General features: G+C 41.4%; 18 protein-coding genes. 1 reads left to right on the forward strand and 17 read right to left on the reverse strand.

The window, feature by feature from the left end:
* Positions 1-10: 10 nt before the first annotated feature.
* From BP74_RS10965 to BP74_RS10985, 5 genes are all read right to left on the reverse strand, one after another.
* Positions 11-3109: a SusC/RagA family TonB-linked outer membrane protein gene (locus tag BP74_RS10965; protein ID WP_496374001.1), complete on the reverse strand. Its 3099-nt coding sequence runs from the start codon at positions 3107-3109 to the stop codon at positions 11-13.
* 199 nt (positions 3110-3308) lie between these two features.
* Complete coding sequence (locus tag BP74_RS10970) at positions 3309-4217, reverse strand: ROK family protein (RefSeq protein WP_496374003.1); 909 nt, start codon at positions 4215-4217, stop codon at positions 3309-3311.
* Between the two features lie 287 nt (positions 4218-4504).
* Entirely contained in the window at positions 4505-6442 is a 1938-nt protein-coding gene (locus tag BP74_RS10975) for a glycoside hydrolase family 97 protein (RefSeq protein WP_496374005.1), read from the reverse strand.
* A gap of 34 nt (positions 6443-6476) precedes the next feature.
* On the reverse strand, positions 6477-7895 hold the full coding sequence (locus BP74_RS10980; RefSeq protein WP_496374007.1) for a glycoside hydrolase family 125 protein: 1419 nt from the start codon (positions 7893-7895) through the stop codon (positions 6477-6479).
* A 157-nt stretch (positions 7896-8052) separates the two neighbouring features.
* A complete protein-coding gene (locus tag BP74_RS10985) occupies positions 8053-10230 on the reverse strand; it encodes a GH92 family glycosyl hydrolase (RefSeq protein ID WP_496374009.1) in 2178 nt (725 codons plus the stop codon).
* Between the two features lie 237 nt (positions 10231-10467).
* Between BP74_RS10985 and BP74_RS10990 the strand changes: the two genes are divergently transcribed.
* Positions 10468-11667 carry an MFS transporter gene (locus BP74_RS10990; protein ID WP_496374011.1) on the forward strand — a complete coding sequence of 400 codons (1200 nt, stop codon included), beginning with the start codon at positions 10468-10470 and terminating at the stop codon, positions 11665-11667.
* A 34-nt stretch (positions 11668-11701) separates the two neighbouring features.
* On the opposite strand, the gene BP74_RS10995 is transcribed toward BP74_RS10990, so the two are convergent.
* From BP74_RS10995 to BP74_RS11050, 12 genes are all read right to left on the reverse strand, one after another.
* A complete protein-coding gene (locus tag BP74_RS10995; protein ID WP_496374013.1) occupies positions 11702-12181 on the reverse strand; it encodes an RrF2 family transcriptional regulator in 480 nt (159 codons plus the stop codon).
* A 44-nt stretch (positions 12182-12225) separates the two neighbouring features.
* A complete protein-coding gene (locus BP74_RS11000; RefSeq protein WP_496374015.1) occupies positions 12226-12543 on the reverse strand; it encodes an SUF system Fe-S cluster assembly protein in 318 nt (105 codons plus the stop codon).
* On the reverse strand, positions 12543-12983 hold the full coding sequence (locus BP74_RS11005) for a SufE family protein (protein ID WP_496374017.1): 441 nt from the start codon (positions 12981-12983) through the stop codon (positions 12543-12545). The genes BP74_RS11000 and BP74_RS11005 overlap by 1 nt, the downstream gene beginning before the upstream one ends.
* A 2-nt stretch (positions 12984-12985) precedes the next feature.
* Entirely contained in the window at positions 12986-14230 is a 1245-nt protein-coding gene (locus BP74_RS11010) for a cysteine desulfurase (RefSeq protein WP_496374019.1), read from the reverse strand.
* A gap of 4 nt (positions 14231-14234) precedes the next feature.
* A complete protein-coding gene (sufD, locus tag BP74_RS11015; RefSeq protein WP_496374021.1) occupies positions 14235-15530 on the reverse strand; it encodes a Fe-S cluster assembly protein SufD in 1296 nt (431 codons plus the stop codon).
* An 8-nt stretch (positions 15531-15538) separates the two neighbouring features.
* Positions 15539-16306: a Fe-S cluster assembly ATPase SufC gene (gene sufC / locus BP74_RS11020; RefSeq protein ID WP_496374023.1), complete on the reverse strand. Its 768-nt coding sequence runs from the start codon at positions 16304-16306 to the stop codon at positions 15539-15541.
* A gap of 27 nt (positions 16307-16333) precedes the next feature.
* Entirely contained in the window at positions 16334-17788 is a 1455-nt protein-coding gene (gene sufB / locus BP74_RS11025; protein ID WP_496374025.1) for a Fe-S cluster assembly protein SufB, read from the reverse strand.
* A 769-nt stretch (positions 17789-18557) separates the two neighbouring features.
* Positions 18558-19160 (reverse strand): hypothetical protein, encoded by a 603-nt coding sequence (locus BP74_RS11030; protein WP_496374027.1) that lies wholly within the window; start codon positions 19158-19160, stop codon positions 18558-18560.
* Positions 19161-19697: 537 nt separating this feature from the next.
* Positions 19698-20423, reverse strand: a complete 726-nt coding sequence (locus tag BP74_RS11035) for an ion transporter (RefSeq protein WP_496374029.1) — start codon at positions 20421-20423, stop codon at positions 19698-19700.
* 44 nt (positions 20424-20467) lie between these two features.
* Positions 20468-20926: a Crp/Fnr family transcriptional regulator gene (locus BP74_RS11040; RefSeq protein WP_496374031.1), complete on the reverse strand. Its 459-nt coding sequence runs from the start codon at positions 20924-20926 to the stop codon at positions 20468-20470.
* A gap of 20 nt (positions 20927-20946) precedes the next feature.
* Positions 20947-23685 carry a HEAT repeat domain-containing protein gene (locus BP74_RS11045; RefSeq protein WP_496374033.1) on the reverse strand — a complete coding sequence of 913 codons (2739 nt, stop codon included), beginning with the start codon at positions 23683-23685 and terminating at the stop codon, positions 20947-20949.
* A gap of 2 nt (positions 23686-23687) precedes the next feature.
* Positions 23688-24293: an HD domain-containing protein gene (locus BP74_RS11050; protein ID WP_496374035.1), complete on the reverse strand. Its 606-nt coding sequence runs from the start codon at positions 24291-24293 to the stop codon at positions 23688-23690.
* Between the last annotated feature and the right edge of the window lie 38 nt (positions 24294-24331).

Here is a 24331-nt window from a genome sequence, read left to right on the forward strand (position 1 = left end):
TATTTTATAATTAAAATGTTATGTCTAAACCAACACCATAGAATACGGGCAATGGGTAGGCGCGGCCGCTATTGGCGCCTGACCCCATGCTTGTGTTATTACCAAATTCAGTATTCTCCGGATCAATAAACTTAAGACCGCTTAACGTGTATATGTTTTGTGCAGTAACATAAAGTCTAGCATTTTGAATATGCGCTTTACCAGCCAGGTCTTTAGGTAAAGAATAGCCCAGTTGAACATTTTTCACCCTGGCATATGCTGCGTTAAACAGGTATATATCAGAACCAGTCCTGTAATTGTTTTGATTGGAAGGACTGCCCGCTTCTGCCAGGCGTGGCCATTTGGCATCAGGATTGGTTGGTGTCCAATAATCTGTCTGGTGTGTATATAAAGTTCCGGAGTACCCTACGTGGAAAGGCTCCACCAATTCACCCCTGATCATCAGGTCTCTTCTTCCAACACCCTGTATGAATACCTGTGCATCAAAACCTTTGAATGCAACAGCATAGGTAAATCCGAATGTGTACCTCGGGAATGGATTACCAAGAATGTATTTGTCCTGGTCATCAATCACACCATCACCATTCTTATCCTTGAATTTGATATCACCGGGAACAACAGTGGCATTTGCAGGCTTTGCAAAATTTTTGATATCATCTATTGTCTGGAAATAACCATCTCTTTTATATCCCTGGTAAACGGTTATTGGCAATCCAACCCTGCGCACAAATTCAAATTCTTCCTTACGTAGCACCTGTTCTTTAGCACCAAATGTATAGTCGACCAGTTCATTTAAATTGTCAGCTAAGTTGGCACTGAAAGTATGGGTAAACAATTTGCCTTGTAATTTATAAGAAGCGGCAATTTCCCAACCTTTGTTTCTAACCTTCGCGGCATTATAATCTGGGAAACCGGCTCCAAAAACTTCAGGCACATCATCACGACCTACAAGGATATCTGAAGTGGTTTTATCAAAATAATCAAATGAAAGGTTTAGTTTTCTTTTTAGCAAGGCAGCATCTAAACCTACATTGAAAGTAGCGGCTTTCTCCCAGGTGATCTCGGGGTTGCCTAAAGAAAAACCAGCACCCCCTACAATCGTGTTGTCAAAGCCATAAGCATTTGAATAATTGAAATAGGAAGTCTGGTATTGGTAGGCACCTACATTTTGATTACCCAGTATGCCATAAGAAGCACGAAGTTTAAGATCGCCTATATTGTTTTTAAAGTTTTCCAGGAAGTTTTCTTCTGTCATCCTCCAGGCAGCACTTGCGGAAGGGAAAAAGCCCCATCTGCCTGCTTTTGGAAAATTAGAAGAACCGTCATACCTGAAAGAGAATTCAGCAAAGTACTTATCCTGGAAAGAATAACCCAATCGACCCAGTAGTGAATTGAGACTGGACTCTGAAGTTCTTTGATTGGAATTACTTGAATTAGGATCCACTACAGTTCCCGTAGTTGGAATACCCCAAACCGGATCCGTTAACGTTTTCCTGATATTATTTCCTTCACCCTTATACGATTCATTGGTCCCACCAACCAGCAGGTTCAGGGTATGGTCGTGTAATTTCTTTTTATACTCAGCTATCAGTTGTGTATTGGTTAGTAATGATTTGCTGTTATCGTCAAATACTTCCCTGTCCTGTCCATAGCTTCCACCTGGGAAAAAAGATAATTGTAATCTTCTGCCAAAGGCATGGTCTGTTCTCATGGTTCCACCAAACACACCTCTTAACTTCAGGTCAGGAGTAAATGAGTATTCACCGGTAAAACTTCCAAATACTTCATCATTATCGTATTTTCTATAACCACCATTTTCCAAAACAGCTTTTGGATTGAATTCTGCTGACACTGCATTGGTTAAATAGCGTCCCAGGCTGTCCTGGAAACTATATAATAAGGGGACCCTGGAAGCATCAATAATCAAAGTAGAAGCATTGGAGGAATGGTCTTTACCATCTGATTTTACATAGCTTAAAATGGTACTGAGCCTGAACTTGCCAATATCAGTTGTCTGGTTCAACCTGAAATTGTAGCGTTTCCATCCATAATCAGGACCAATAAAATTATTCTCCTGGTCCATGTAGCCAAAGCTTACCATATAGGTATTGCTTTCACCACCACCCTTAATGCTTACATTATGTGTTTGTTGAGCCGCATTTTGTAAAATATTTGATAACCTCCAGTCACCGTCGCCAGCGGCTGCGATCTTCTGGATATCCGATGGCGAATAAACTGGTTGACGCCCGGAATTTACCAGTGATTCATTTTTATAATATGCATTTTCCCAGGCATGCACGGGTTGTGCTGCAATTTTTGGAGAAGTAATACCATAAATGCCATTGTAGGAAAGAGAAGGTTTTTCATTTTTCCTTCCTTTTTTAGTGGTGATCAATAACACTCCATTGGCAGCACGTGATCCGTAAATTGCTGCAGTTCCTGCATCCTTTAATACAGAAACACTTTCAATATCATTTGGATTTAAAAGATTGATATCTCCTCCCACAATTCCATCAATAACAACCAGCGGATCATTATTACCCAGGGTACCCATACCCCTGATATTGATATTCAATCCCTGCCCTGGTTCAAAATTACGCTGTTGAATAATCAGGTTAGGAGAAACACCCTGTAATGCCTGGCTTACGTTGGAAGCAGGTTTCCCTTGTAGTGATTCGGTACCAATCTTGTCAACAGCACCAGTTAATGAAACTTTTCTTTGAGTGGCATAACCCACTACTACAACCTCATTGAGACTGTTAGTAGCTGGCTGTAATTGTACATCAACTCTCTCACCACTAATACCTACCTCTCTGGATGTATATCCAACGAAGGTAAAAACCAGGATGCCTTTCTGTGAGGGCACGGAAAGGGAAAAATTTCCGGTTTCATCTGTCACGGTTGCATTAGCTGCATTCTTTAACTGCACCGTTACACCGGCAATTGGTTTGCTGTTTTCATCTCTCACCTGGCCACGAATGATAGCCTGGGCAAAAGCTGAATGAGCAAATAACTGGAATAATAAGAATAGCCCCAATACCCTAAAAGGAATTATGGACAACCTGTAAAAATTGAGAAGTTTGCCGCCAAGCGGCTTGTCAATATTCATATGCGTGCTTGTTTTAGTTCTTTAGTGGTTGAAGTGGTTCTCATACACTACTTCTGCCAACCTTTTAAAAAGCTTGACTATGTTAATGTCACTTTAACAAACTGTGACTGCTATAGTTTTTAAAATATTTTTCATGAAATCAGGGAACACCACGATGAAAGGATAAAATATAAGTTCGATGACATTGCCTCCCCTATTATTAATGAGATAAGTTTGAGACAAAATCTGGCTGGAGAGACTTATGTTCCTGCAGGCAAAAGCTTGCAGCCCCCATCAGGGCTGCAGATTCTCCAAGCAGTGACTGCCTCACTTGCAACTGTATAGTTTCCGGGTTTAATATTTTTTGCAATTCTCCTTTAAACAGGTCGAATGCATTGGCAATACTTCCACCCAGGATTAATATATTCCTGTTTTCAGCAGCCATAAATGGTTTAATAAACGTTGCAAGGTTATTTCCGAATTCTTTGAATATGGCTTGAACATAACCATCCCTATCATTCAGTTGAACGAGTTCCTTCACGTTTTCCAACGTCCTTCCGCTGTATTCGAAAAAACGCTTTACAAACCACCTGCTGGATAAGTAATCTTCAGCTATACCATCTTTAAAAGGGGAACACCATAGATTTGCATCTTCAGCAGTCATATGAAAAGCCCTGGCAGCCCCCAATCCTGTTCCTAGTGTCAATCCCATCACCCTGTCTTTATCATTGGCAGCTCCATGAAATATCTCTCCCTGCAAGAAACAAGCTGCATCATTGGCTATACTGATATCTTCTGAATTTATTGTAAGCAGCGTGGCTAACCTGTCTTTCACATTTATACCAAAGAGTTGATCAAACTTATCCTGGTTTGTCATCAGGGCAATACCCTGTTTATAATCAAAAGGTCCCGGCATGGCCATGCCTAATTTCGCAGGTGCCATTTGATAAGTATGGAAGCATGCCCTGATTACCTGGCTCCATGCACTAATGATATTTTCTGCAGTATCTTTTGAGTTCACTGCCATTCGTTTCAATGAATCTTTCAAAATAACTTTTCGATTGATATCCACCAGGGCTGCTGTAATATGTGTACCTCCAATGTCTATCCCTGCAATTATTGACTCCATTTTCACTTAATTTATATACCTGGCATTTTAAAACCTTGCTCAAGACGAAATTTCAACCAGGACATCTTCACATAAATAGTCACCTTAGTATAATGTAACCTCCATATTTACCTGGCAGTATGCTTATGATTTAAATCAGGAATTATTATACATAAAAAGCCTCCTGTGAAAACAGGAGGCGACACTGCTTATGAGAAACGATTGCTATACTATTTGAACAATGAGTTCAACCTACCATCATATGTCACCCAGGTCAGTTCTTACCACTACACCCAATAAGAAATTTTTTACATCTTCACCAGCCTGGCTACAAATCCCCCACCTTTTGACATATTGACTGGTATGGTACTATTTTTAGTCACATTCATTACCTCCATTGCATAATCCTTTGCATTCCGTTCAGCGTTAGGACCATCTTTCCAAACCTGCATTTTCCAATGCCCTTCAGGTAGAAAATTCAAGCTAACCGTAGTGTTATGTCCCGACCAGTCAGCCATAGCTCCCAGGTACCAGTCACCATTCTTTGCCTCGCGGGCTATTGCCACATAATCTCCAATTTTTGCTTCCAGCGGGATAGTGGATCTCCATTCAACAGGCACAGCTTTAAGAAATTCCATGCATTCCTGTTCCTTGTAATAATGAGTTGGTATATCACAAAGCATCTGCAGCGGGCTTTCATAAACTATGTACATGGCCATTTGATTACACCTTGTTCCCAGGGTCATTGGCTCAGATGGCACAGCGGCAAATTCATCCTTTTGTACATTATACATGCCTCCCGGCGTAAAGTCCATAGGGCCGGCAGCCATTCTTATAAAAGGAATAGTAAGTGTATGATCCGGATCTACCAGGTTGGTAAATTTGCTCATCTCGTTTCCCAATACGCCTTCAGAAGTTAGAACGTTGGGATATGTGCGTAAAAAACCCGTTGGCTTACAGGCTCCATGGAAATCTACAAGGAGCTTACTACGGGATGCCGCTTTTGCCACCTTTTCATAGTATTCCATCATTTGTTGATCATCACGTTGCATAAAATCAACTTTGATCCCTTTGATACCCCACTTGGAAAAAAGGTCTAAAGCTGTATCAAGCTGCCTGTCCAGCACTAACCAGCTTGTCCATAAGATCAATCCAACATTTTTAGATTTTGCATATGCTGACAATGCTTCCACATCGATGCCGGGTGACTGAGCCATCAGGTCTTTTGTATCACACCACCCTTCATCCAAAAGGACATATTGAATTCCATTCGTGGAAGCAAAATCGATATAATATTTATAAGTGTCGTTATTGATCCCGGCCTTAAAATTTACGCCATAAATATTATTGTAGTGCCACCAGTCCCATTGCACTTTTCCAGGTCTTACCCAACTGTAATCACCCACAGATGGTTTGGCCAGTTGATATACCAGTTGATTGGTCAACAGGTCCTGGTCTTTCCTTGCAATCATCAATATTCTCCAGGGGAAAGATCCTTGCCCTGTACGTTTGGCAATGTAATCTTCTCTTGAAATCACTTTCTCATCACGATCGCCGGAAACCATTTTTTCTTTTGGATAGTGAGGAAAAACCGCGTTAACACCTCCAATGGCATTACCTCTTAGCCACATGCCCGCATAATTAAAAAGACCGGCTTCATTGATCAAAACCTTAGGGCCGTTGATGTCAAACAATGCAGGGAGGCTTGCCAGTTTCTGATTGATACTGTCTAAAGAATAATTGCGGTACTTGCGTTCATTGTGCGAATAAAATCCATCTTCTTCCGGGTATAGGGTCCTGGATCCTTCCGGAAAATTAAAACCTGCCTGTTCATCAGTAACCTTATAATTACCTGCTTTCTTTACCGCCCATTGCCAGGCTACGCCATTATCATAGGCACGCCATTCCAATGTCAAACCATTTGTAAATCCGATTTGCAATGCATTGAAATGATCACGTATCGTGTCAGTTTTTTGAAATACCACCGGTACCAGGATATCATCCTTACTATAGCGGGATACCTTAGCTACTCTCCAGCTACTATTTTTAATATTGTCGGTTGAAAAAGAGACATTTGATTTGTTTATCAGGCTTTTGTTATCCAGGTCGATACTATAACTCACAGAATCCTTAACCACCAATCGCAATACAATCGTTTGATCCGGGGAAGTAAGTTCAAACGATTGTTGTGCCTGAACCTGATTGAATAATAAGAGAGCAATTAAAATTGCCAGTATTTTCTGCAAAACAATATATTATTTAAGATGATATGCCAGTGCATCAGGCAAGCAAATGCTTTTTCTGATGATAAGTTTTTACTAATAATTCACCGAATAAAGTATTGGCCCAGGCAAACCATGTCCTGGTAAATTTCTTCGGATCATCCTTATGGAAAGATTCATGCATGAATCCTGTACCGCCATGTGTTTTCCGTAAGGTTTCAATACAATCCCTGATCTCCTTTTCATTGTTGCTGGTGAGCGCCCGCATGGTGATACCCAATGGCCAGATCATATCCTGGCCCACATGTGGGCCTCCTATTCCTTCAGCAGCCGTTCCTTTGAAAAAGAATGGGTTACTTTCTGAAAGAATCAGCTTCCTTGTATTTTGATAAACAGGATCAGTGCTTTTCACAGCATCAAGGTAGGGCAATGATAATAAGCTAGGTACATTGGCATCATCCATCAGGTTATAACTTCCAAAACCATTCACCTCGTATGCATATACTTTTCCAAAGGTCTTATGTTGGACTATGGCATGCTCATGAATGGCTTTTTCCACCTCGGTGGCAAGGGCTCTCAATTGATGTGCGGAAGCATTATCTTTTGAGATGGTAGCTACCATTTCCGCAGCTTGCCTAAGGCTTACTACTGCAAAAAAGTTTGAGGGAATCAGGAAAGAAAAAACTGTTGCATCATCACTTGGCCGGAAAGCGGAACAAATCAAACCAACTGGCTTAACAGGATACCCGTAACCATTCATGGGCAAAGTATCAGTTGCAAATTGGGTAGTTCGTTGGAAATGGTAAGATCCATGATTGTCCTTACGTTGCTGATCTTTAAAAACCTTATAGGTAGTCAAAACCGCTTCCTTCCAATTACCGTCAAAGGGCGAACTGTCGCCTGTTTCCTTCCAATAATGATAAGCCAGCCGTATAGGATAGCATAAGGAATCTATTTCCCATTTGCGCTCATGCACTCCGGGTTTCATATCCGTATGGTCACTCGTCCATTCTCCTTTCTTGTTCTCGTCACTATAAAATGCATTTGCATAGGGATCTTTCAAAACATATTTTGTTTGCCTGTTGATGACACCCGCTATTAATTGCTGCAAAGGCTTGTCTTCCTTGATCAGTTGCAGGTAAGGAAAAACCTGGGCGCTGCTATCGCGGAGCCACATGGCATCAATATCTCCTGTGATCACGTAGGTATCCGGCCTGCCGTTCTTCATTTCGTGAAAAACAGTAGTATCCAAAGTATTGGGGAAAGCATTTTCAAACAACCAACCCAACTCTTTGTTTTTTACCCCAGCTTTAAAGTTTACAATAGCTTTTTCTACAGCTTTGCTGGTAAACTTCCTGTTGGCTAAAGGAGTTCTGACAACCGGATATTCCATCCCTGCACCAAAAGCAGATAATTTGGAAAACATCAACCCTGTACCTGCCAGTCCGGTAGTTTTTATAAAGGAACGTCTTTGCATAATCGAATAGAATTTAGAAGGACAGCCAATTTAATGAAAAGAAGGCAGTTATAGCCAGCTATTAACTCATAGCGCATCCAGAATTATAGTCACTTCAGGAAGGTTATACCCTACCCTGTTCATAACATTTTTTAGCAAAACTCAATACCTGTAAGAATTAATTGGTATCTATGACTATTTCACTGCCATTATTAAATTGATCATGGTCCACAAAATATCCTTCCAGTTTTTTACCATTAACAGTGATCGTTTTTAAATTCCTTCCAGTACCCGTCTTTTTAATATGGAGTGTTTTACCATTATCCAGCTTCCATTTTACATCGTCAAATAATGGAACAGTTACAATGTAATGTGCATCTGCAGGTGAAAAAGGATACAAACCCAACGCACTGAATACATACCAGGAGGACATTTCACCGGCATCGTCCATACCACATAGTGCCAGGCCTTCTGGTCCGATTCCGTATAGACTATCCAGGATATAATCAATGATCTTTTGAGACTTTTCTGGTTTACCAATAAAATGATAGGCAAATGGTGCCTCATGGTCTGGCTGGTTGCCATGGCAATACTGTCCTATCATGGTTTCCACATTGCGGGCTATATAATTAGGATTCCATGGAAGTGTATACAAAGAATCCAGCTTTGACTCAAAACCTTTGGCCCCACCATACAGGTTGATTAGCCCCTTCATATCATGGGGAGCAAAAAAGGATACCTGCCATGCGTTCGCTTCCCTATACATGTATTCATAATAAGGATACTGCGGATTAAAGTTTTTCACCCAGTCTCCATTTTCCAGCCTGCCTCTCATAAACCTGGTGGAAGGATCAAACATATTCTTATAGTTACCTGACCTTACCATTAGTTTCCTGTAGTTGGAACTGTCTCCCAATTTTTTCGCCAGTTGTGCAAGGGCATAGTCGTCATAAGCATATTCCAGGGTTTTTGAAACACCTGCACGGGCCTTGGTTTCTACATTAGGATTAGCCACATCAGGATCTGATATGAAGCCCTTGGCCATGTATTCCTCCAGGTAAGGACGGCTGGGACCAGGTATAAATGCATTACGCAACAATAACTGGTAGGCTCCTTTCACATCAAAATCATCAATGCCCCGTAGGTAAGACCCGGCTATAAAGGAAGCTCCATGATCGCCGTGAAAGAATGTGGGAATGAAACCTGTTTTATCTCCCATATCTTTTAAAGACTGGATAACATCAGCAGTAACCTTTGGAGAAATGATAGCTAATAGAACATCTTTATTTCTGTAGGTATCCCACAATGAAGGAACTGTATAATAATTAAAGCGGGCCTTGACCACCTGTTTTTTTTCATCCAGGTATTCTCCATTTATATCACTTCTTAGAGCAGGCCATAAAAATGACCTGTATAAGGATGAATAAAACAATGTTTTTTGCCTCTCATTCCCACCCGCCACTTGCAGTTTTGATAATTTATCCTCCCATATTTTATTCGCTTCAGCCCTTACCTGTTCAAAACTTTTAGACCCGATCTCGGCGGCCAGGTTTTGCTTTGCATTGGCAATGCTGACAAATGACAATGCTATTTTCACTTCCACAGGACCCTTCCCACCATCTTTAAGATAGACAAGCGCTTTTCCTTTTTTTGTTCCTTCTTCCAGTTTATCCAACCGGTCAATAGCTGAATTCAGCGTAGCATAAAAAAAGATCTTCTCTCCTCTTGTTTCCTGGAATCCCTGTAGGGCTAATGGTCCGTCCTGGTCAATTTTCCAGTCAATTATTCCATTATTGGCATGTGCCAGGTCAAAAAGGATTCGCCTGTCAGAACTATTTTTATAATCATACTGGTGAAATCCACAACGCAGTGAGGAAGTAAGCCGCACATTCACATCGAAATCTTTAAGGTACACCTGGTAATAACCTGGTGATGCTTTTTCCTGGCTATGAGAAAAAACAGAAGTATACCTGGCAATAGTGTCGGCTACATTTGATACAGGTAATAAAGGAATGTTACAAAGGTTCCAGTGCCCTTTATTGGTATGCGTAAACCCATAGATGACTGAATCCTCGTATTCATACCCTGCACCCGATCCATATTCGGTGATAGGGCTTAATTGCACCATTGCATTGGGAAGTGAAGCTCCGGGAAAAACCAATCCGGCCCATGACCTCCAGCCATCTGGAAGTGTATATCCCAATATCCGGGGATCGGTTAAAGGTGCCGTTCCTATTAAGGGATTTACATACTGTGTATAAGATGAAGGAGCACTACTTCCCAGGGGCGTTACTGTTTTACAGGAAGAAAATGCAATGGCGAGTAATAAAGGGGATAATGTCTTTATTATATTCATAATCTGGTATGATTAAATAAAAAGTTCAATACTTCTATAGTCACATGGCGAGGACTTTACCGCATATCATTAGTGTACTTTATTTAAGAAAAGGCTAAAAAGCCGGAGGTCTTTTCTTACTATTACCCCCGGCAGTGAAATGCGCTTAAATTTGACCATATTTTCTAATTCATTTACCTGGTTGCTGCTATAGGAATAGGATTGCCCTGCATTGGGGTTGTACATTTAATATAAGATATGGCAGCTATCCCGTCTTCTCATCATGTAAACAGTTTATTCCGCAGGGCTGTTGGATGCTTATTTTTTCTACAGGGGCTCTGCTTTGCCACATGGGCGTCCCGCATACCCAGCATACAGCAACAACTGAATCTTTCAGATGCCTTGCTGGGAATGGTATTGTTCGCACTACCTGCCGGATCCATGATAGCCCTGCCTTTGTCCGGATGGCTGGTCACCAGGTTTGGCAGTAAAAGGATCGCCTCTATAGCTTTATTATTATATTCTGTAAGTCTTGTACTCCTGGGTTTTGCCGGCAGTACCAGTTTTTTAATTGGAGATCTTTTACTTTTTGGAATGGCAGGCAACATATCCAATATAGCCATCAACACACAGGCTGTAGGTGTTGAAGTAAGGTATGGCCGAAGTATCATGGCTTCTTTTCATGGTTTCTGGAGCTTCGCGGGATTTACTGCTGCTGGCATTGGAGCGGTAATGATTGGCAATGGCATATTGCCTTTGCAGCATTTCACCATCATTATGGTTGTTATTGTATCAGGGATAGGATTATGTTTTAGTTACCTACTGCCTAAGGAATCCAGTGCAGGTCAAACACCGAAGCTTTTTGCAAAACCGGATAAAACCCTTTGGAAACTGGGTATCATAGCCTTCTGCTGCATGATCTGTGAAGGCGCCATGTTTGATTGGAGCGGGATCTATTTTAGAAAAGTGGTTATGGCAGATAAAAACTGGATAGGTGCCGGTTACACCGCTTTTATGTGTACGATGGCCACAGGAAGATTCCTTGCTGATAAAATGGTAAGCAGGTTAGGTTTTAATAAAACCATTCAGCTAAGCGGCCTGCTGATAGCTACCGGCCTTTCAGTGGCGATCATATTCCCATTTGTTCCGACCGCCATAGCTGGTTTTTTTATTGTTGGCTTTGGCGTTTCTTCGGTTGTTCCACTCGTGTACAGCCAGGCCGGAAGGTCAACCACCATTTCTCCAGGCATGGCGTTAGCGGCAGTATCCAGCATTGGATTTTTTGGCTTTTTAATTGGTCCCCCAATGATAGGTTTGGTGGCAGGCTTATTTAGCCTGCGCATTTCCTTCCTCATTATTGCTGTTATTGGAATAATTGTAGTGCTGATAGCAGATACTTCTTTGTTTAACCGCCTGAAAGTGAAGAGCAGTAAGTCAAAACAAAAGATATTCAATTAAACATCTTAGAAAGTATAGGGGATATCCTTCAAAACTAATCCTGCTTTACTGTTTCAGTGTTTTGTTCCAGGATGTCAATTAAAACTTTTGCAGAATCTTTTTCAGCATTCACAAGATCCTGCAGGCTTATTTTGTCAAGTACCTGGTCGATACTGAATTGAACCATCTGCCAGAGTGAACGAGCAGAACAATCTATGGAGTGCGTGCAAATTTTAAGCGTGCCGGCATGTGAAGAACAAAAAGTAGGATCGAATAGAGAGCCGCCTAAAGCCTTAAGAACTTTATTGATATTAATTTCACTGGCAGGAACGGCAAGAATATAGCCCCCTTTATAACCCGGCGTACTGTTGATAAATCCTTCCATGCGCAATATCCGGGTCAATTTGGCTACATATGGAGGGGTCAGCCCTTCAGCTTCACTTAGCTGGGGTATGCTCATGCCTGTATCATCCTTACAACAGGCAATGCGAATCAGCAAGCGCAAACCATATTCTTCCTGAGCTGTTATTTTCATTGATAGTAATTCTTCTTTTTAAATAATTCCTGAAACCTCTCTGATTATAAAAATCCTAATTCCAATTGTGCCGCTTCAGACATCATACTCTTGTCCCAGGGCGGATCCCATGTTACGGCCACGTGAACATCATTAACGCCATCAATTTGCCTGACCTTCTGATCAACTTCCACTGGAAGCGATTGCGCTGCAGGACAGCCTGGTGCCGTAAGGGTCATCACCACCTGAACATTATTAATGGGCAAAACAGATACTTCATAGATCAGCCCCAATTCATATATATTGACAGGTATCTCCGGATCATAGATCGTCTGGATACACTCAATCACTTTTTCTTTTAATTCTTCAGTGTTCATCATCATTACTGTTGCGGCGTTTTGATCTTAAAGGCCAATGCATAATTCTTCATTTGTTTCACCATTGAAAGCAAACCATTCGATCTGGTCTGCGCCAAATGAGACATCATGCCTATCTCTTTAATAAAATCAAGTTTGGCTTCCACTATTTCATCAGGGGTATGGCCAGACAATACTCTAATCAACATACTGATCAATCCTTTCACAATTACAGCATCGCTGTCAGCCCTGAACCAGATCTTTCCATCCTTATGATCTGCAACCAGGTAAACAGTAGACTGGCAGCCTCTAACTTTATTCTCATCCAGTTTATATTTATCTTCCAGTGGTTCCAGTTTCTTTCCCAGGTCAATAATGTACTCGTACTTCTCATCCCAGGAATCAAATAAAGAAAACTCTTCGACTATTTCTGATTGTGCTTCCTCTATGCTTTTAACTTCCCTCATACTTACGACAACATTTTAATAACCTTATGCAATCCTTTGACCAGGATATCAATTTCTTCCCTGGTATTATATACTGCAAAAGAAGCCCTGATGGTACCTGGAATACCGAATATCTTCATGCATGGCTGTGTGCAATGGTGACCCGTGCGCACCGCGATTCCAGAATTGTCTAAAAGTATTCCTGCATCCTGCGGGTGAATATTATCAAGTACAAAAGATACCACACTGATCTTTTCTTTGGCCTGCCCAATGATCTTCAATTGAGGAATTAAATCCATTTGCTCCGTGGCATATGCCAGCAACTCATTCTCATGATCCCGGATTTTTTGCTTTCCAGTGCTATTGATAAAATCAAAAGCTGCATTCAAAGCAACTATATCCGCTATGTTAGGCGTCCCAGCTTCAAATTTGTAGGGAAGTTCATTATAGGTTGTCTTTTCAAAGCTTACTTCCTTTATCATTTCCCCTCCACCCAAAAAAGGTGGCATGGATTCCAAAAGATGTTGCTTTCCATAAAGTACACCTGTCCCTGTTGGTCCATATAATTTATGACCGGAGAAAACAAAAAAATCGCAGTTCATGTCCTGAACGTCTATATCCAGGTGCACCGTTGACTGCGCACCATCTATTACGGCTATCGCTCCTACTCTGTGTGCTTTTTCTATTATTTGCTTAACAGGATTTACCGTTCCCAGGGAATTTGAAACATGAACAACCGAAACCAGCTTCGTTTTTGGACTAAGCAACTGTTCAAATACGTCCATCCTGAGTTCCCCGGCTTCGTTAAATGGTATCACCTTTAACACCGCACCTTTTTCTTCACATAGCATTTGCCAGGGAACAATATTAGAATGGTGTTCCATGGCAGAAATGATAAGCTCATCTCCCGCTTTTATATTTTGCCTGCCCCAGCTATAGGCTATGAGATTGATGCCTTCTGTAGCACCTCGTGTAAATACGATCTGCTCTCTGGAAGGCGCATTAATAAATTGCCTTACAGTATCTCTTGTTTTTTCAAAAGCTGCAGTAGCTTCTTCAGCCAGGGAATGTATACCCCTGTGAATATTTGCATTGTAATTGGAATAGTAATCCACCAGTGCATCTATAACAACCTGTGGCTTTTGAGTGGTAGCGGCATTATCAAAATAAACCAATGGCTTTCCTTTCACCTCCCGGCTAAGTACAGGGAACTGGTTACGAATGCTGTATACGTCCAATTCTTCTTGCAATGCTACAGGCGTTATCATGCTATTAACTTTCTAATCGTTCAGAAATCAGATGATCTACAAAAGAGCGTATGGCAGATGGCTTTATATGTTCCAGCACATCCATTGCAAAAGCATGCACCAGCAGTGACCTTGCTTTTTCTTCCCTGATGCCCCTGGAGCGCAGGTAAAACATTCCTTCTTCATCGAGCTGTCCTACGGTGCATCCATGAGAACACTTCACATCATCTGCAAATATTTCCAGCTGTGGCTTTGTGTTTACACTGGCGGAGTCAGACAATAAAATATTTTTATTGGACTGGTAGGCGTTTGTTTTTTGTGCCAAAGGCTGCACCATTATTTTACCATTGAAAATACCTGTTGCATTGTCATCAATGATCCCCTTATAAAATTCATTACTGAAACTATGGGGTGTTACATTATCCACCAGGGTATGGTTGTCAACATGTGTGTCACCACCTATAAAATACAATCCATACAAATGCGTTTCGCAGTGTTCTGCTTCCAGCACCACATTAAGATTGTTCCTTACAATTCCACCATTCAGGGAAATGGTAACTGTATGTACATAACTTTTACCAATCTGCCTGATATGCGTTGTGCTTACCTGGTTGGCATGAGCGGCATCGTTTTGAATTTTATAATGCTCCAGCATCGCATCCTGCTCTACCACTATCTCCATGACACCATTGGTAAAGCTTTCACCGGTTCCCAATGTAGAAAACGTTTCTACTATCTGTGCCGTTGCATTTTGAGAGAGGTAAACAAGACTACGTGGTTGAGAGAATATATTGGCAGTCCTGGCATCTGTAATATTATACAGGTAGATTGGGTGTTCAAGTGTTTTCCCTTTATTCACATAAATAAAAACACCTCCATGAACAAAAGCTGTATTCAGCGCATTGATCCCGTCTTTCAGGTAATCGCTGCTATGCCCAAGGTGATCAGAAACGATCTTGCTAAATTCTCCAAGCGCTGCGATTTCCAGTGGTTGCACTTTCAATGCTTCCGACCGAATGGTAGATAACCCCTCGGAATACAGTCCGTTTACAAATACCAGCTCGTTTGCTTTTTCATATCCGGGCAGGCGCACTTGTTTAAGGTCCTGATCTGAAATAGAAGAAAGCTGAAGAGGAAAAGTATATTGTTTATTGAAAAGATTGCTGATGCGGGTATATTTCCATTCTTCATTTCGACCTAAAGGAATTCCTTTTTCATTGAAAGAATGAAACGCCTTTTGACGAACTGTCTGCAGGTTACCATTACCTGCCAAAGACTGAAGTTTATTATAGTGTTCTGTAAAAAAGTTATTGGTATCCATTCCTTTAATTAATTAAGTTCTTCCAGGGCAGGAAATTCACTTTTAATAAAATCATATCCTCTTTCTTCCAGCTCATAAGCCAGTTCTTTAGGTCCTGATTTTACTATTTGTCCATTATACAACACATGAACAAAGTCTGGAACGATGTAATCCAATAAACGCTGGTAGTGCGTTACCAGGAGTACAGCATTGTCCTTTGACCGCAAAGCATTCACACCATTGGAAACTATGCGGATGGCATCGATATCAAGGCCGGAGTCCGTTTCGTCAAGAATTGCGAGGCGCGGCTCCAGCATGGCCATCTGGAAGATCTCGTTACGCTTCTTTTCTCCACCTGAAAAACCTTCATTCAGCGAGCGGCTTAATAAAGTCTTTTCAATATTCACCAGTGCCATTTTTTCTTTCATCATCTTTAAAAAAGAAACAGCATCCAGTGGTTCCTGGCCACGGTATTTACGTACTTCATTTACTGAAGTTTTGATAAAATTGGTAGTGCTCAATCCTGGTATCTCAATTGGATATTGAAACGCCAGGAACAAACCTTCACCAGCTCTTTTTTCGGGAGCTAATTCCAAAAGGTCCTTACCTAAAAATTCCACTTTACCTTCCGTCACTTCATACTCCGGGCGCCCTGCCAATACAGAAGCCAAAGTGCTTTTGCCGGAACCATTTGGTCCCATTATAGCATGAACTTCTCCCGGTTTAATTTGCAGGTTAATGCCTTTTAATATCTTTTTACCTTCTATACCTGCGTGCAAATTTTCAATGCTTAACATGTCTGTATTTTTAAATATCGATTCTGATTAACCTACACTGCCTTCAAGGCTAATCGCCAATAATTTTTGTGCTTCTACTGCAAACTCCATGGGCAACTGGTTCATAACTTCCTTGGCAAAACCATTTACGATCAGCGCCACTGCTGTTTCGGTATCAATACCACGCTGGTTGCAGTAAAAGATCTGGTCCTCTCCTATTTTGGAAGTTGTGGCTTCGTGCTCCACAACGGATGATTTATTTTTTACTTCTATATAAGGAAAAGTATGTGCTCCGCATTTATCGCCTAATAACAGCGAATCGCATTGGGAAAAATTTCTTGCATTCTCTGCATTTTTACCAACATGCACCAGGCCCCTGTAACTATTGTTACTAACACCTGCTGAAATACCCTTTGACACAATGCGGCTCTTGGTGTTCTTTCCAAGGTGCTGCATCTTGGTACCTGTATCAGCCTGCTGGTGATTGTTGGTTACAGCTATGGAATAGAATTCTCCGGTAGAATTATCTCCTTTCAATATTACACTGGGGTACTTCCACGTAATGGCTGATCCTGTCTCTACCTGTGTCCAGGAGATCTTGGAATTATCTCCTTTGCAAATTCCCCTCTTGGTTACAAAATTGTAAATGCCACCATTGCCTTCCTTATCACCAGGGTACCAGTTCTGTACAGTGGAATATTTGATCTCTGCATTTTCCATAGCAACGAGTTCTACCACAGCAGCATGCAGTTGATTCTCATCGCGCATGGGTGCCGTGCAGCCTTCCAGGTAACTAACATAACTGCCTGCTTCTGCTACTATAAGAGTTCTTTCAAACTGGCCAGTGTTTTCAGCATTGATCCTGAAATAAGTGGATAATTCCATGGGGCAACGAACGCCTTTTGGAATATAACAAAAAGACCCATCACTGAAAACCGCGGAGTTCAGGGCCGAGAAATAATTGTCTGTAATAGGAACTACAGTGCTTAAATATTTTTTAACCAGTTCAGGATGTTCCTGGATGGCTTCGCTCATGGAACAGAAGATGATGCCCAACTCACCCAACTGCTCTTTGAATGAAGTGCCAATAGATACACTATCTATAACAGCATCTACCGCTACACCACTTAAACGCTTTTGCTCATCTAAAGAAATACCCAGTTTTTCAAAGGTTCTTCTCAATTCAGGATCTATCTCATCGAGACTCTTTGGATTGATCTTTTGCTTAGGGGCTGAATAATAAATGATATCCTGGTAATCAATGGGTGGGTATTTAATATTTGCCCAGGAAGGCTCCTTCATTTTTAGCCACTGGCTGAAGGCTTTTAAGCGCCAGTCAAGCATCCATTGAGGTTCGTTCTTTTTGGCCGAAATAAAGCGCACGATGTCCTCACTCAGGCCTTTAGGAGCTTCATCAGCCTCAAGATCACTTACAAATCCATATTTATATTCAGAGAGAACGGTCTTCTCCAGGATAGAAAGCTCATCATTCATATCTTTCATGTATTCTGATCCGTTTATTTAAAAAGCAAAGTTAGGACTATTTGTACTAAAAAGTATAAACAAGTCGGCGAGATTAAAGATTATTGAGGAATTTTTAAATAAGGGAGATAAGACCAGAAAGCCAGGGAATATTGCAAATTTTCATAAAGCGATCTAAGCAGGCGCAATTTAGGTCAGGATGCTTATGAATTGGATGATAATCGTCATCCTTAACTAAAATTTTTTTTCCAAATAATCTATCCCTGCATTAAATATCTTACAAGAAGGCTAATAATGGTAATAAAAAACCAACCCAGGAAAAACCAGGAGAAAAACCATTTAGGTGAAATAGCCCAACAATCATTCTTGAGTTCCTGGCGTTCTAAGAGCTCCTGCTCTTCTGTCTCAGTTTCATTCAAAATGCGGTAATATTTCATAACAAGCCAATTCTTGCCTCAAGGTACCACCAGTGTTTATTTTTCTAAAGTCACTCATGTATTTTAACAAGGTGATAGGAGTATTTCTGGATTTTGCAGGTTGAGTAGGACAAAAGGAAGGGTTGAAAAGTTAACAAGTTAAAAGGTTGACGAGAGAAAGGGTTAACAGGTTAACAAGTTGAAAGTTGATAAGGAGGAATCTACAACCCTGAACATTTTGTTTTGAATGTAAAGACTGCAATTAATAACACTCTGCAACTCATGCCAATTGTTTGACCTAAAGAAATAACTGCCAATAATAGTTCCGTTCAGACCTAACGAACCAGAAACAAAAAACCAGAAACCAGAAACGCTTAAGCAGCATGCTTAAGCAAAAACAGTGGTACCTGGTAATCAGCTGGAAAGTCTCCCTGAAACCTGATGGTCCAGTCATAATCATCCATGTACAATTGTAAGTACTCGGTGTCTTCTGCACTCAGGGGTGCTTTCACTGTTATCTCCAGCTTGTTCTTCATCTTCTTTTCCTTCTCCCGCTTTGGCTCCTTCAGCCTTCCTGCCAGTTCCTGTTCAAAGGAAGAGAGAAGAAAGGTAAACTGCTCATTGGTTAAGGAAGTACGCTTTTGCTCAGTAAGGAAGGTATGCAGGGCTGTGAATACCCCTGGTTTATCCATTCCCTGCTTTAAACAAACAATGGCTATGGTCCTTACCTGTTTAAACAACTGCCTGTACCTTCTTTTAACCGGTACAAAGCGGTAGAGGATCGAAGACATGATATTGCCCATACCAAACCTCTCAGCGCTTCTGCGGCTTCCTTCAAAGGCAGGATCCTTCCAGAAGCGCTTACTGCTTACGCCCGGAAGCATCCTTACCAAAAATCCCCATTCCACATCCTTATAAAAGTTGATGTCACCATCCACGGTGCCTGTTGCTGTAACGTATCCTACTTGCCTAGCCATAACTGGTATTAGATTTTATAGCTGCAAGTTTTTGAAAATCCCTCTCAGTTCAAAACCCCTATGTCCGTTTTGGCCGTTTTTGACCGATTTGACCGGTAATGACCGCTTTTGACCGTATTGGCCGGTTTTGTCCGTTTACCTCTCTAACCAATTGATCCTTACTTCTTTTCCCCTCTTTGAACATTGAACATTGAGCATTGCTAATTGATCATTATTCCCCCTTCAACCCAAGAAAAGACCGCTATAAACCATGCTTCTTCGACCTAACCCCACTTCACCATTCGAAATTCCTTGTTCATCTGTTCGATATTCCCCTCCTTCTTCCTATCTGCAGTATACCAGCGCCCTACCTGCAGTATAGCTACGGTATAGATACTGCGTGATCACCACGCAGTATCTATACCGTAGGTAGGGAGTAGATAGGGGGCAGCTATACTCCAGGTAGGAAGTAGATATGCTGTTAGTAGGGAAATGACCGTTAGAAGCCCGGGAGGATCTATTGACCTGGTATTATGAAGGTTTCTTTTGAGAAAGAGGTCAACTGAGCGTATTTTTTTCACTGGTATGCATATCCGTATGGTGTTTCCGTTCTTTCTCAAGGTCATCCTCTTCTCTTTTTTCTACAAACCAGGAAGCTACATAGGCAGTAAAGGTTCCGAAAAGGCCCATGCCCACGGTGATCAGGGCAACGGCGATAATGCGTCCTTCAGTGGTTACAGGAAATTTATCGCCATAACCAACGGTGGTAATGGTTACATAGGCCCACCAAAGTGCATCTTCCGCTGTTTTGATATTACTATGGGGCGCATCCTTTTCCACGTTCAATATCCCAATGGCGGAGAAAATGACCATTAATATGGCAATGATGCCAATGGAAGTGAATGCACCTTTTACCTTATTGCTGAAATAATATTTCAACACCATGCGCATAGACCTGAAGGCCCTTAACACTCTTAATAACTGCACTACGCGGAAAAGACGGGCTGCAACAAATACATCAAAGACCGGGATACTGGAGATGAGGTCTATCCATCCCCATTTCATATACTCCATCTTATGTTTAGCCGAAGTGAACCTGACGATGAAGTCTATGAGAAAGAAGACACATATGGCATGATCAATATCCCGAAGCAGCTTGGATGTTTCCGGCGCCAGGTGTGCAAACGTATTGACCAGCAATGCAATGATCACATACACAGACAATACCAATATGAGAATATTGAACGGATGCAGGGCCTGCCTTTGCTGGATGGTGATACGCATGATAAGCAGTTCTTATTGTGACTTAGGAAAAACAAACCAATGCATTACTGCATTTTTTGTTTGTCAAATTTCTCATTCAGGATGCGGAGGCGCTTGCACAACATTCTTAGAAACCCTTTGGCGATCTCCGGCCGGGAATCCAGTAACTCGAAAAAAGGTTCCTGGTCGATCTTAAAAAGATAGCAATCCGTGTGAGCACGCACCGATGCACTCCGGCTTTCAGAATCGATAAGAGACAACTCTCCAAACACTTCCTTTTCCTTTAATATGGCAAGCGTGGTATTGGATTTATAGATTTCCACTTCGCCCTGGTAAATTATATACATGCTGTCTCCAAAGTCACCCTCTTTAAAAATTTCAGCGTCTTCAGCCAGTTCCATATCCTGCATCAGGGGCGCCAGGTCTGCCAGGACATTTTCGGGTGTATCTGAGAAAATGTTGAGGGATTTCAACAGGAGTACTTTTTCAATGAGCAGCAGGCGTTCTGTTTTTGAAATAGACATAGTGCGAATTTTTAATTATCCTATACAGCATACTGAGCCAATTCACTGAGTAAAGGATGTTCGGCTCCAAGGTAACGGCTGATAAGATTATGATTGATAGAATGATGCTGTTTCTTTGAAGTGTAAATGGAACAGGCCTTTGTCCAGTTATTATACTTGAATTCATCCGTTCCTAAAATAGAGCTGAGAATGTTTTCTATTGTAGTAAAGAAGCTGGATGGATACAATTTTCGAAGCGCATAAGTCTTATGGACAATCTCAGTAGTTTCAAAAATGAGGTTGAAATGATAGGCGATGTCTTTTTTTACTGTCATTTCAATAATTTCCATAGCATTGGCTACGGCTTCCTTTTGTTCTGACTTAAAGGCAGAACGAACATCTTTAATTTTCTCACGGTCATAGGAGATGGCAAAAATATAAAGCAGGGTATCTCTTAGTCCTGCCAACTCCAGTTCAAGTGAATGAGAAAGCAAATGGTATTTATGCTGGTAAGGTGACAGCAATTGCTGCATATACAATATCCGGGCACAATTGCTCAGGCAGATACGTGACTGGGTTTCAAAAAATGACAGTTGCTCATCTTGTGCCTTATAATTGGACAGGTATAGGGTTTTGATAATGATGTGAAGAAATCCTGGTAACCTGCTGGTGAGGTCGAGTAATGCTTTATGTGAACGTTTACCTCCTATCCTGCCTATCAGGCGTATCAGTTTTTCTGTTTGACGGAAGGTACCTTTCCTGTTGATAATAAAATCTTCGAGAACAGGTAGCGCATTTTCACCTGAAACATTCAAACTATTCATGACCATCTTTTCGTTAGAGCTAAACCGGCTCAATACCAACCTCAAAAGATCATCATCTGCCATGAGGCCGGCTGCAAGAAAAGCTTCCTGCCGAACCTTTTCATCCGGGTCATCCATTAACCTGTGTATCTCTTCTTTATAAGCCGCTTCTTTAAGATCCTGCAGGATCACTGCTCCCCTGCGCCTTGCTTCAGGGTCGCCGGAATGCAACAGGCTTAGCAAAAAGTTCCGCGCATCCGATTTATTCTGACGATTACCATAGGTTATAATTCCTACGATAGCTGCCCGCTGAATTGTGCTGTCTTCATTTGCCATATATGGCAGTATTTCTTCTTCCCTGATATTTACCCGGCTGAGGGCTTTTATGATCTCAGCTTTTAAAACAGGGTCAGAAGCAACGAGCAGCATATCACGCAATTTATCATTCAACCTTGAAATATTCTTTGGCTGAATCAGTCTTATTGCTTCCGTCCGGATCCTTTCCGAAGGGTTTTCCATTGCCGCCACTACAATTTCATTATGGAACATATTGGGATGGGAAGCCAAAAGTTTCAACACATTGGCAGCTTCAGATTCAGAACCCTCGCTCAGCTTTTCTTTCATCCAGCTAACTGTTGACGAATCATTTACAGAAAACTCAGTGTTGTAGAAAAAGCGGTTACCAATTGTTTTTAAAAGTGTTTTCAGATATTGCTGGTGTATGCGATAAATACCAATGATCCAGGCAATGCCCAGCGCCAGTAATACATAATTCAAACTTTCCAGGTGCTTACCCGGATCGAATCGAAGTATCACCATCAGCAATATCCCTGTCAGCAATGAGGCAAATGGATCCATGATGCCTTTGGTGATGGTATGAGCCCTAAGCCGCTCGTGTGTGCCTAATGGTTGCATCAGCGTCAGGAATACTGGTGTATTGATAGAACTTCTTAGGATATCGACGAAGATAGCCATGGCACCAAAGAGATAGATAGATAATGAGCGGGGTTGAATGATCCTGTCCGAGATGAGCACAACTGATACCAGCAGGATCAATAAAACAGGCGTAATGAGCAGGGATTGAATTATACCCAGCCTATTGATCAATCGCCCGGTGAAGATCATTTTTATGATTAGAGCAAGTATGCGAACGGTGGCAAAGAAAAATGCAATGAACTGAGCCAAAGCCACATCACTATGCAATGCGCCTTTTACTTTGGCATAAAAGGCAAAATTGACTATGATGAATGTTGCAGAGGCAATAATTGTCATGATAGCAATCCTACGTATAAGAACATTGGCAGAAAAGTTTTTCACCAAATGTGTGATGGGATAAGCAGCCTGTTTTACATCGTGCTTATGCTCATGCTTACTTAACAATCCCAGTCTTTCGATGATAATAAGGCAGGGCAACGAAGCCAGCATACAGAAAAATCCGACCCATAGCAAATTGGCCGTGCCTATATAGCTTACCAGTAAGAGGGCCATAGTGTAACCAACAAACTTGGCCGGAATATCGCCAGCGCTGATAAGGCCAAACAAGCGTTTACTTTGACGCACATCAAATAGCAGGGATGTGATACCCCAGAATTCAAGGTTGTTGAGCAGGTATAACATATTGAACCAGGCGATCATCAGAAAAAGAAACCCGGGAGGCATGGCAGCTAAGGCAAACCGAAAGACCAGAAAGCTTAAAGCCATGAAAATGGTAACCCCCTTAGCCAGGGTGGTAATGGTAAGCCTGGCTTCCAGCTTTGAATAAATAAATCCGGCAACCCATAAAAGAAAGGCAGAGTAAATAAAAACTTTGGGAAACTCTGAAATATCAAACTTATCCAGGAAAAGGGCAAATGCTGACGTGAAGAAAAATGCAATAGCTGCCCCCTGGAAAAATTCCATTAGAAAAAGCACCTTAACCAATTTCCATTCATTAGTCCGCACATTTAAGATGCGTAATAATAAGCTGGTAGGTTTCATAATTATTTATTAGTCGTGAATTCTTCGTTTTTTGCTTTCAGGTTTTCAAGGTGTTTCAATTTCTTTGGATTGCGATTTCTTTGGGAGGATTTGGTAAAATAGTGGTGCGATTCAATAAAGTTTATTTGTACGGACATCCATTCTGCTTCTGAGGAAACTATTCCCTGCTGAAAATATTCATGCATCAGCTTATTGCTCAGGCAATCAAAATCATCCCGTCCTAAATAATCGAGGTCCGCATCGCAAATGATCTGTTCAAGGTGGTTCTTAGGATTTTGAGGAACACGGGTAGCCATAATGATGGAGCAGATGGTATCCAGTTCTTCCTTTGAAAATATATCATTTGCCAGGTCATGCCTTGCCATTTGGCAACTCACTTCCTCATGCCCTTTATAAATAACTAAAAACCCCATATCGTGATACAGGGCTGCGATTTTTAATAAGAGTAAACCTCTGCCGTCGGAGATACCCTCTTCCTTAGCAATGCGTTCAGCATTGGCCAGGACTTCTTCTGTATGGTGTACATTATGATAAGTAAATCCCGGTCCTATTCGGGTGGCCAGTATATGAAGGACTTTATCTTTAATTATTTGAAAATCCGAGGCCATTGGTAACAGGAAGTCTGGTTTATTTAAAAATAACTCTT

It is taken from the genome of Flavisolibacter ginsengiterrae DSM 18136 (genome assembly GCF_059568575.1).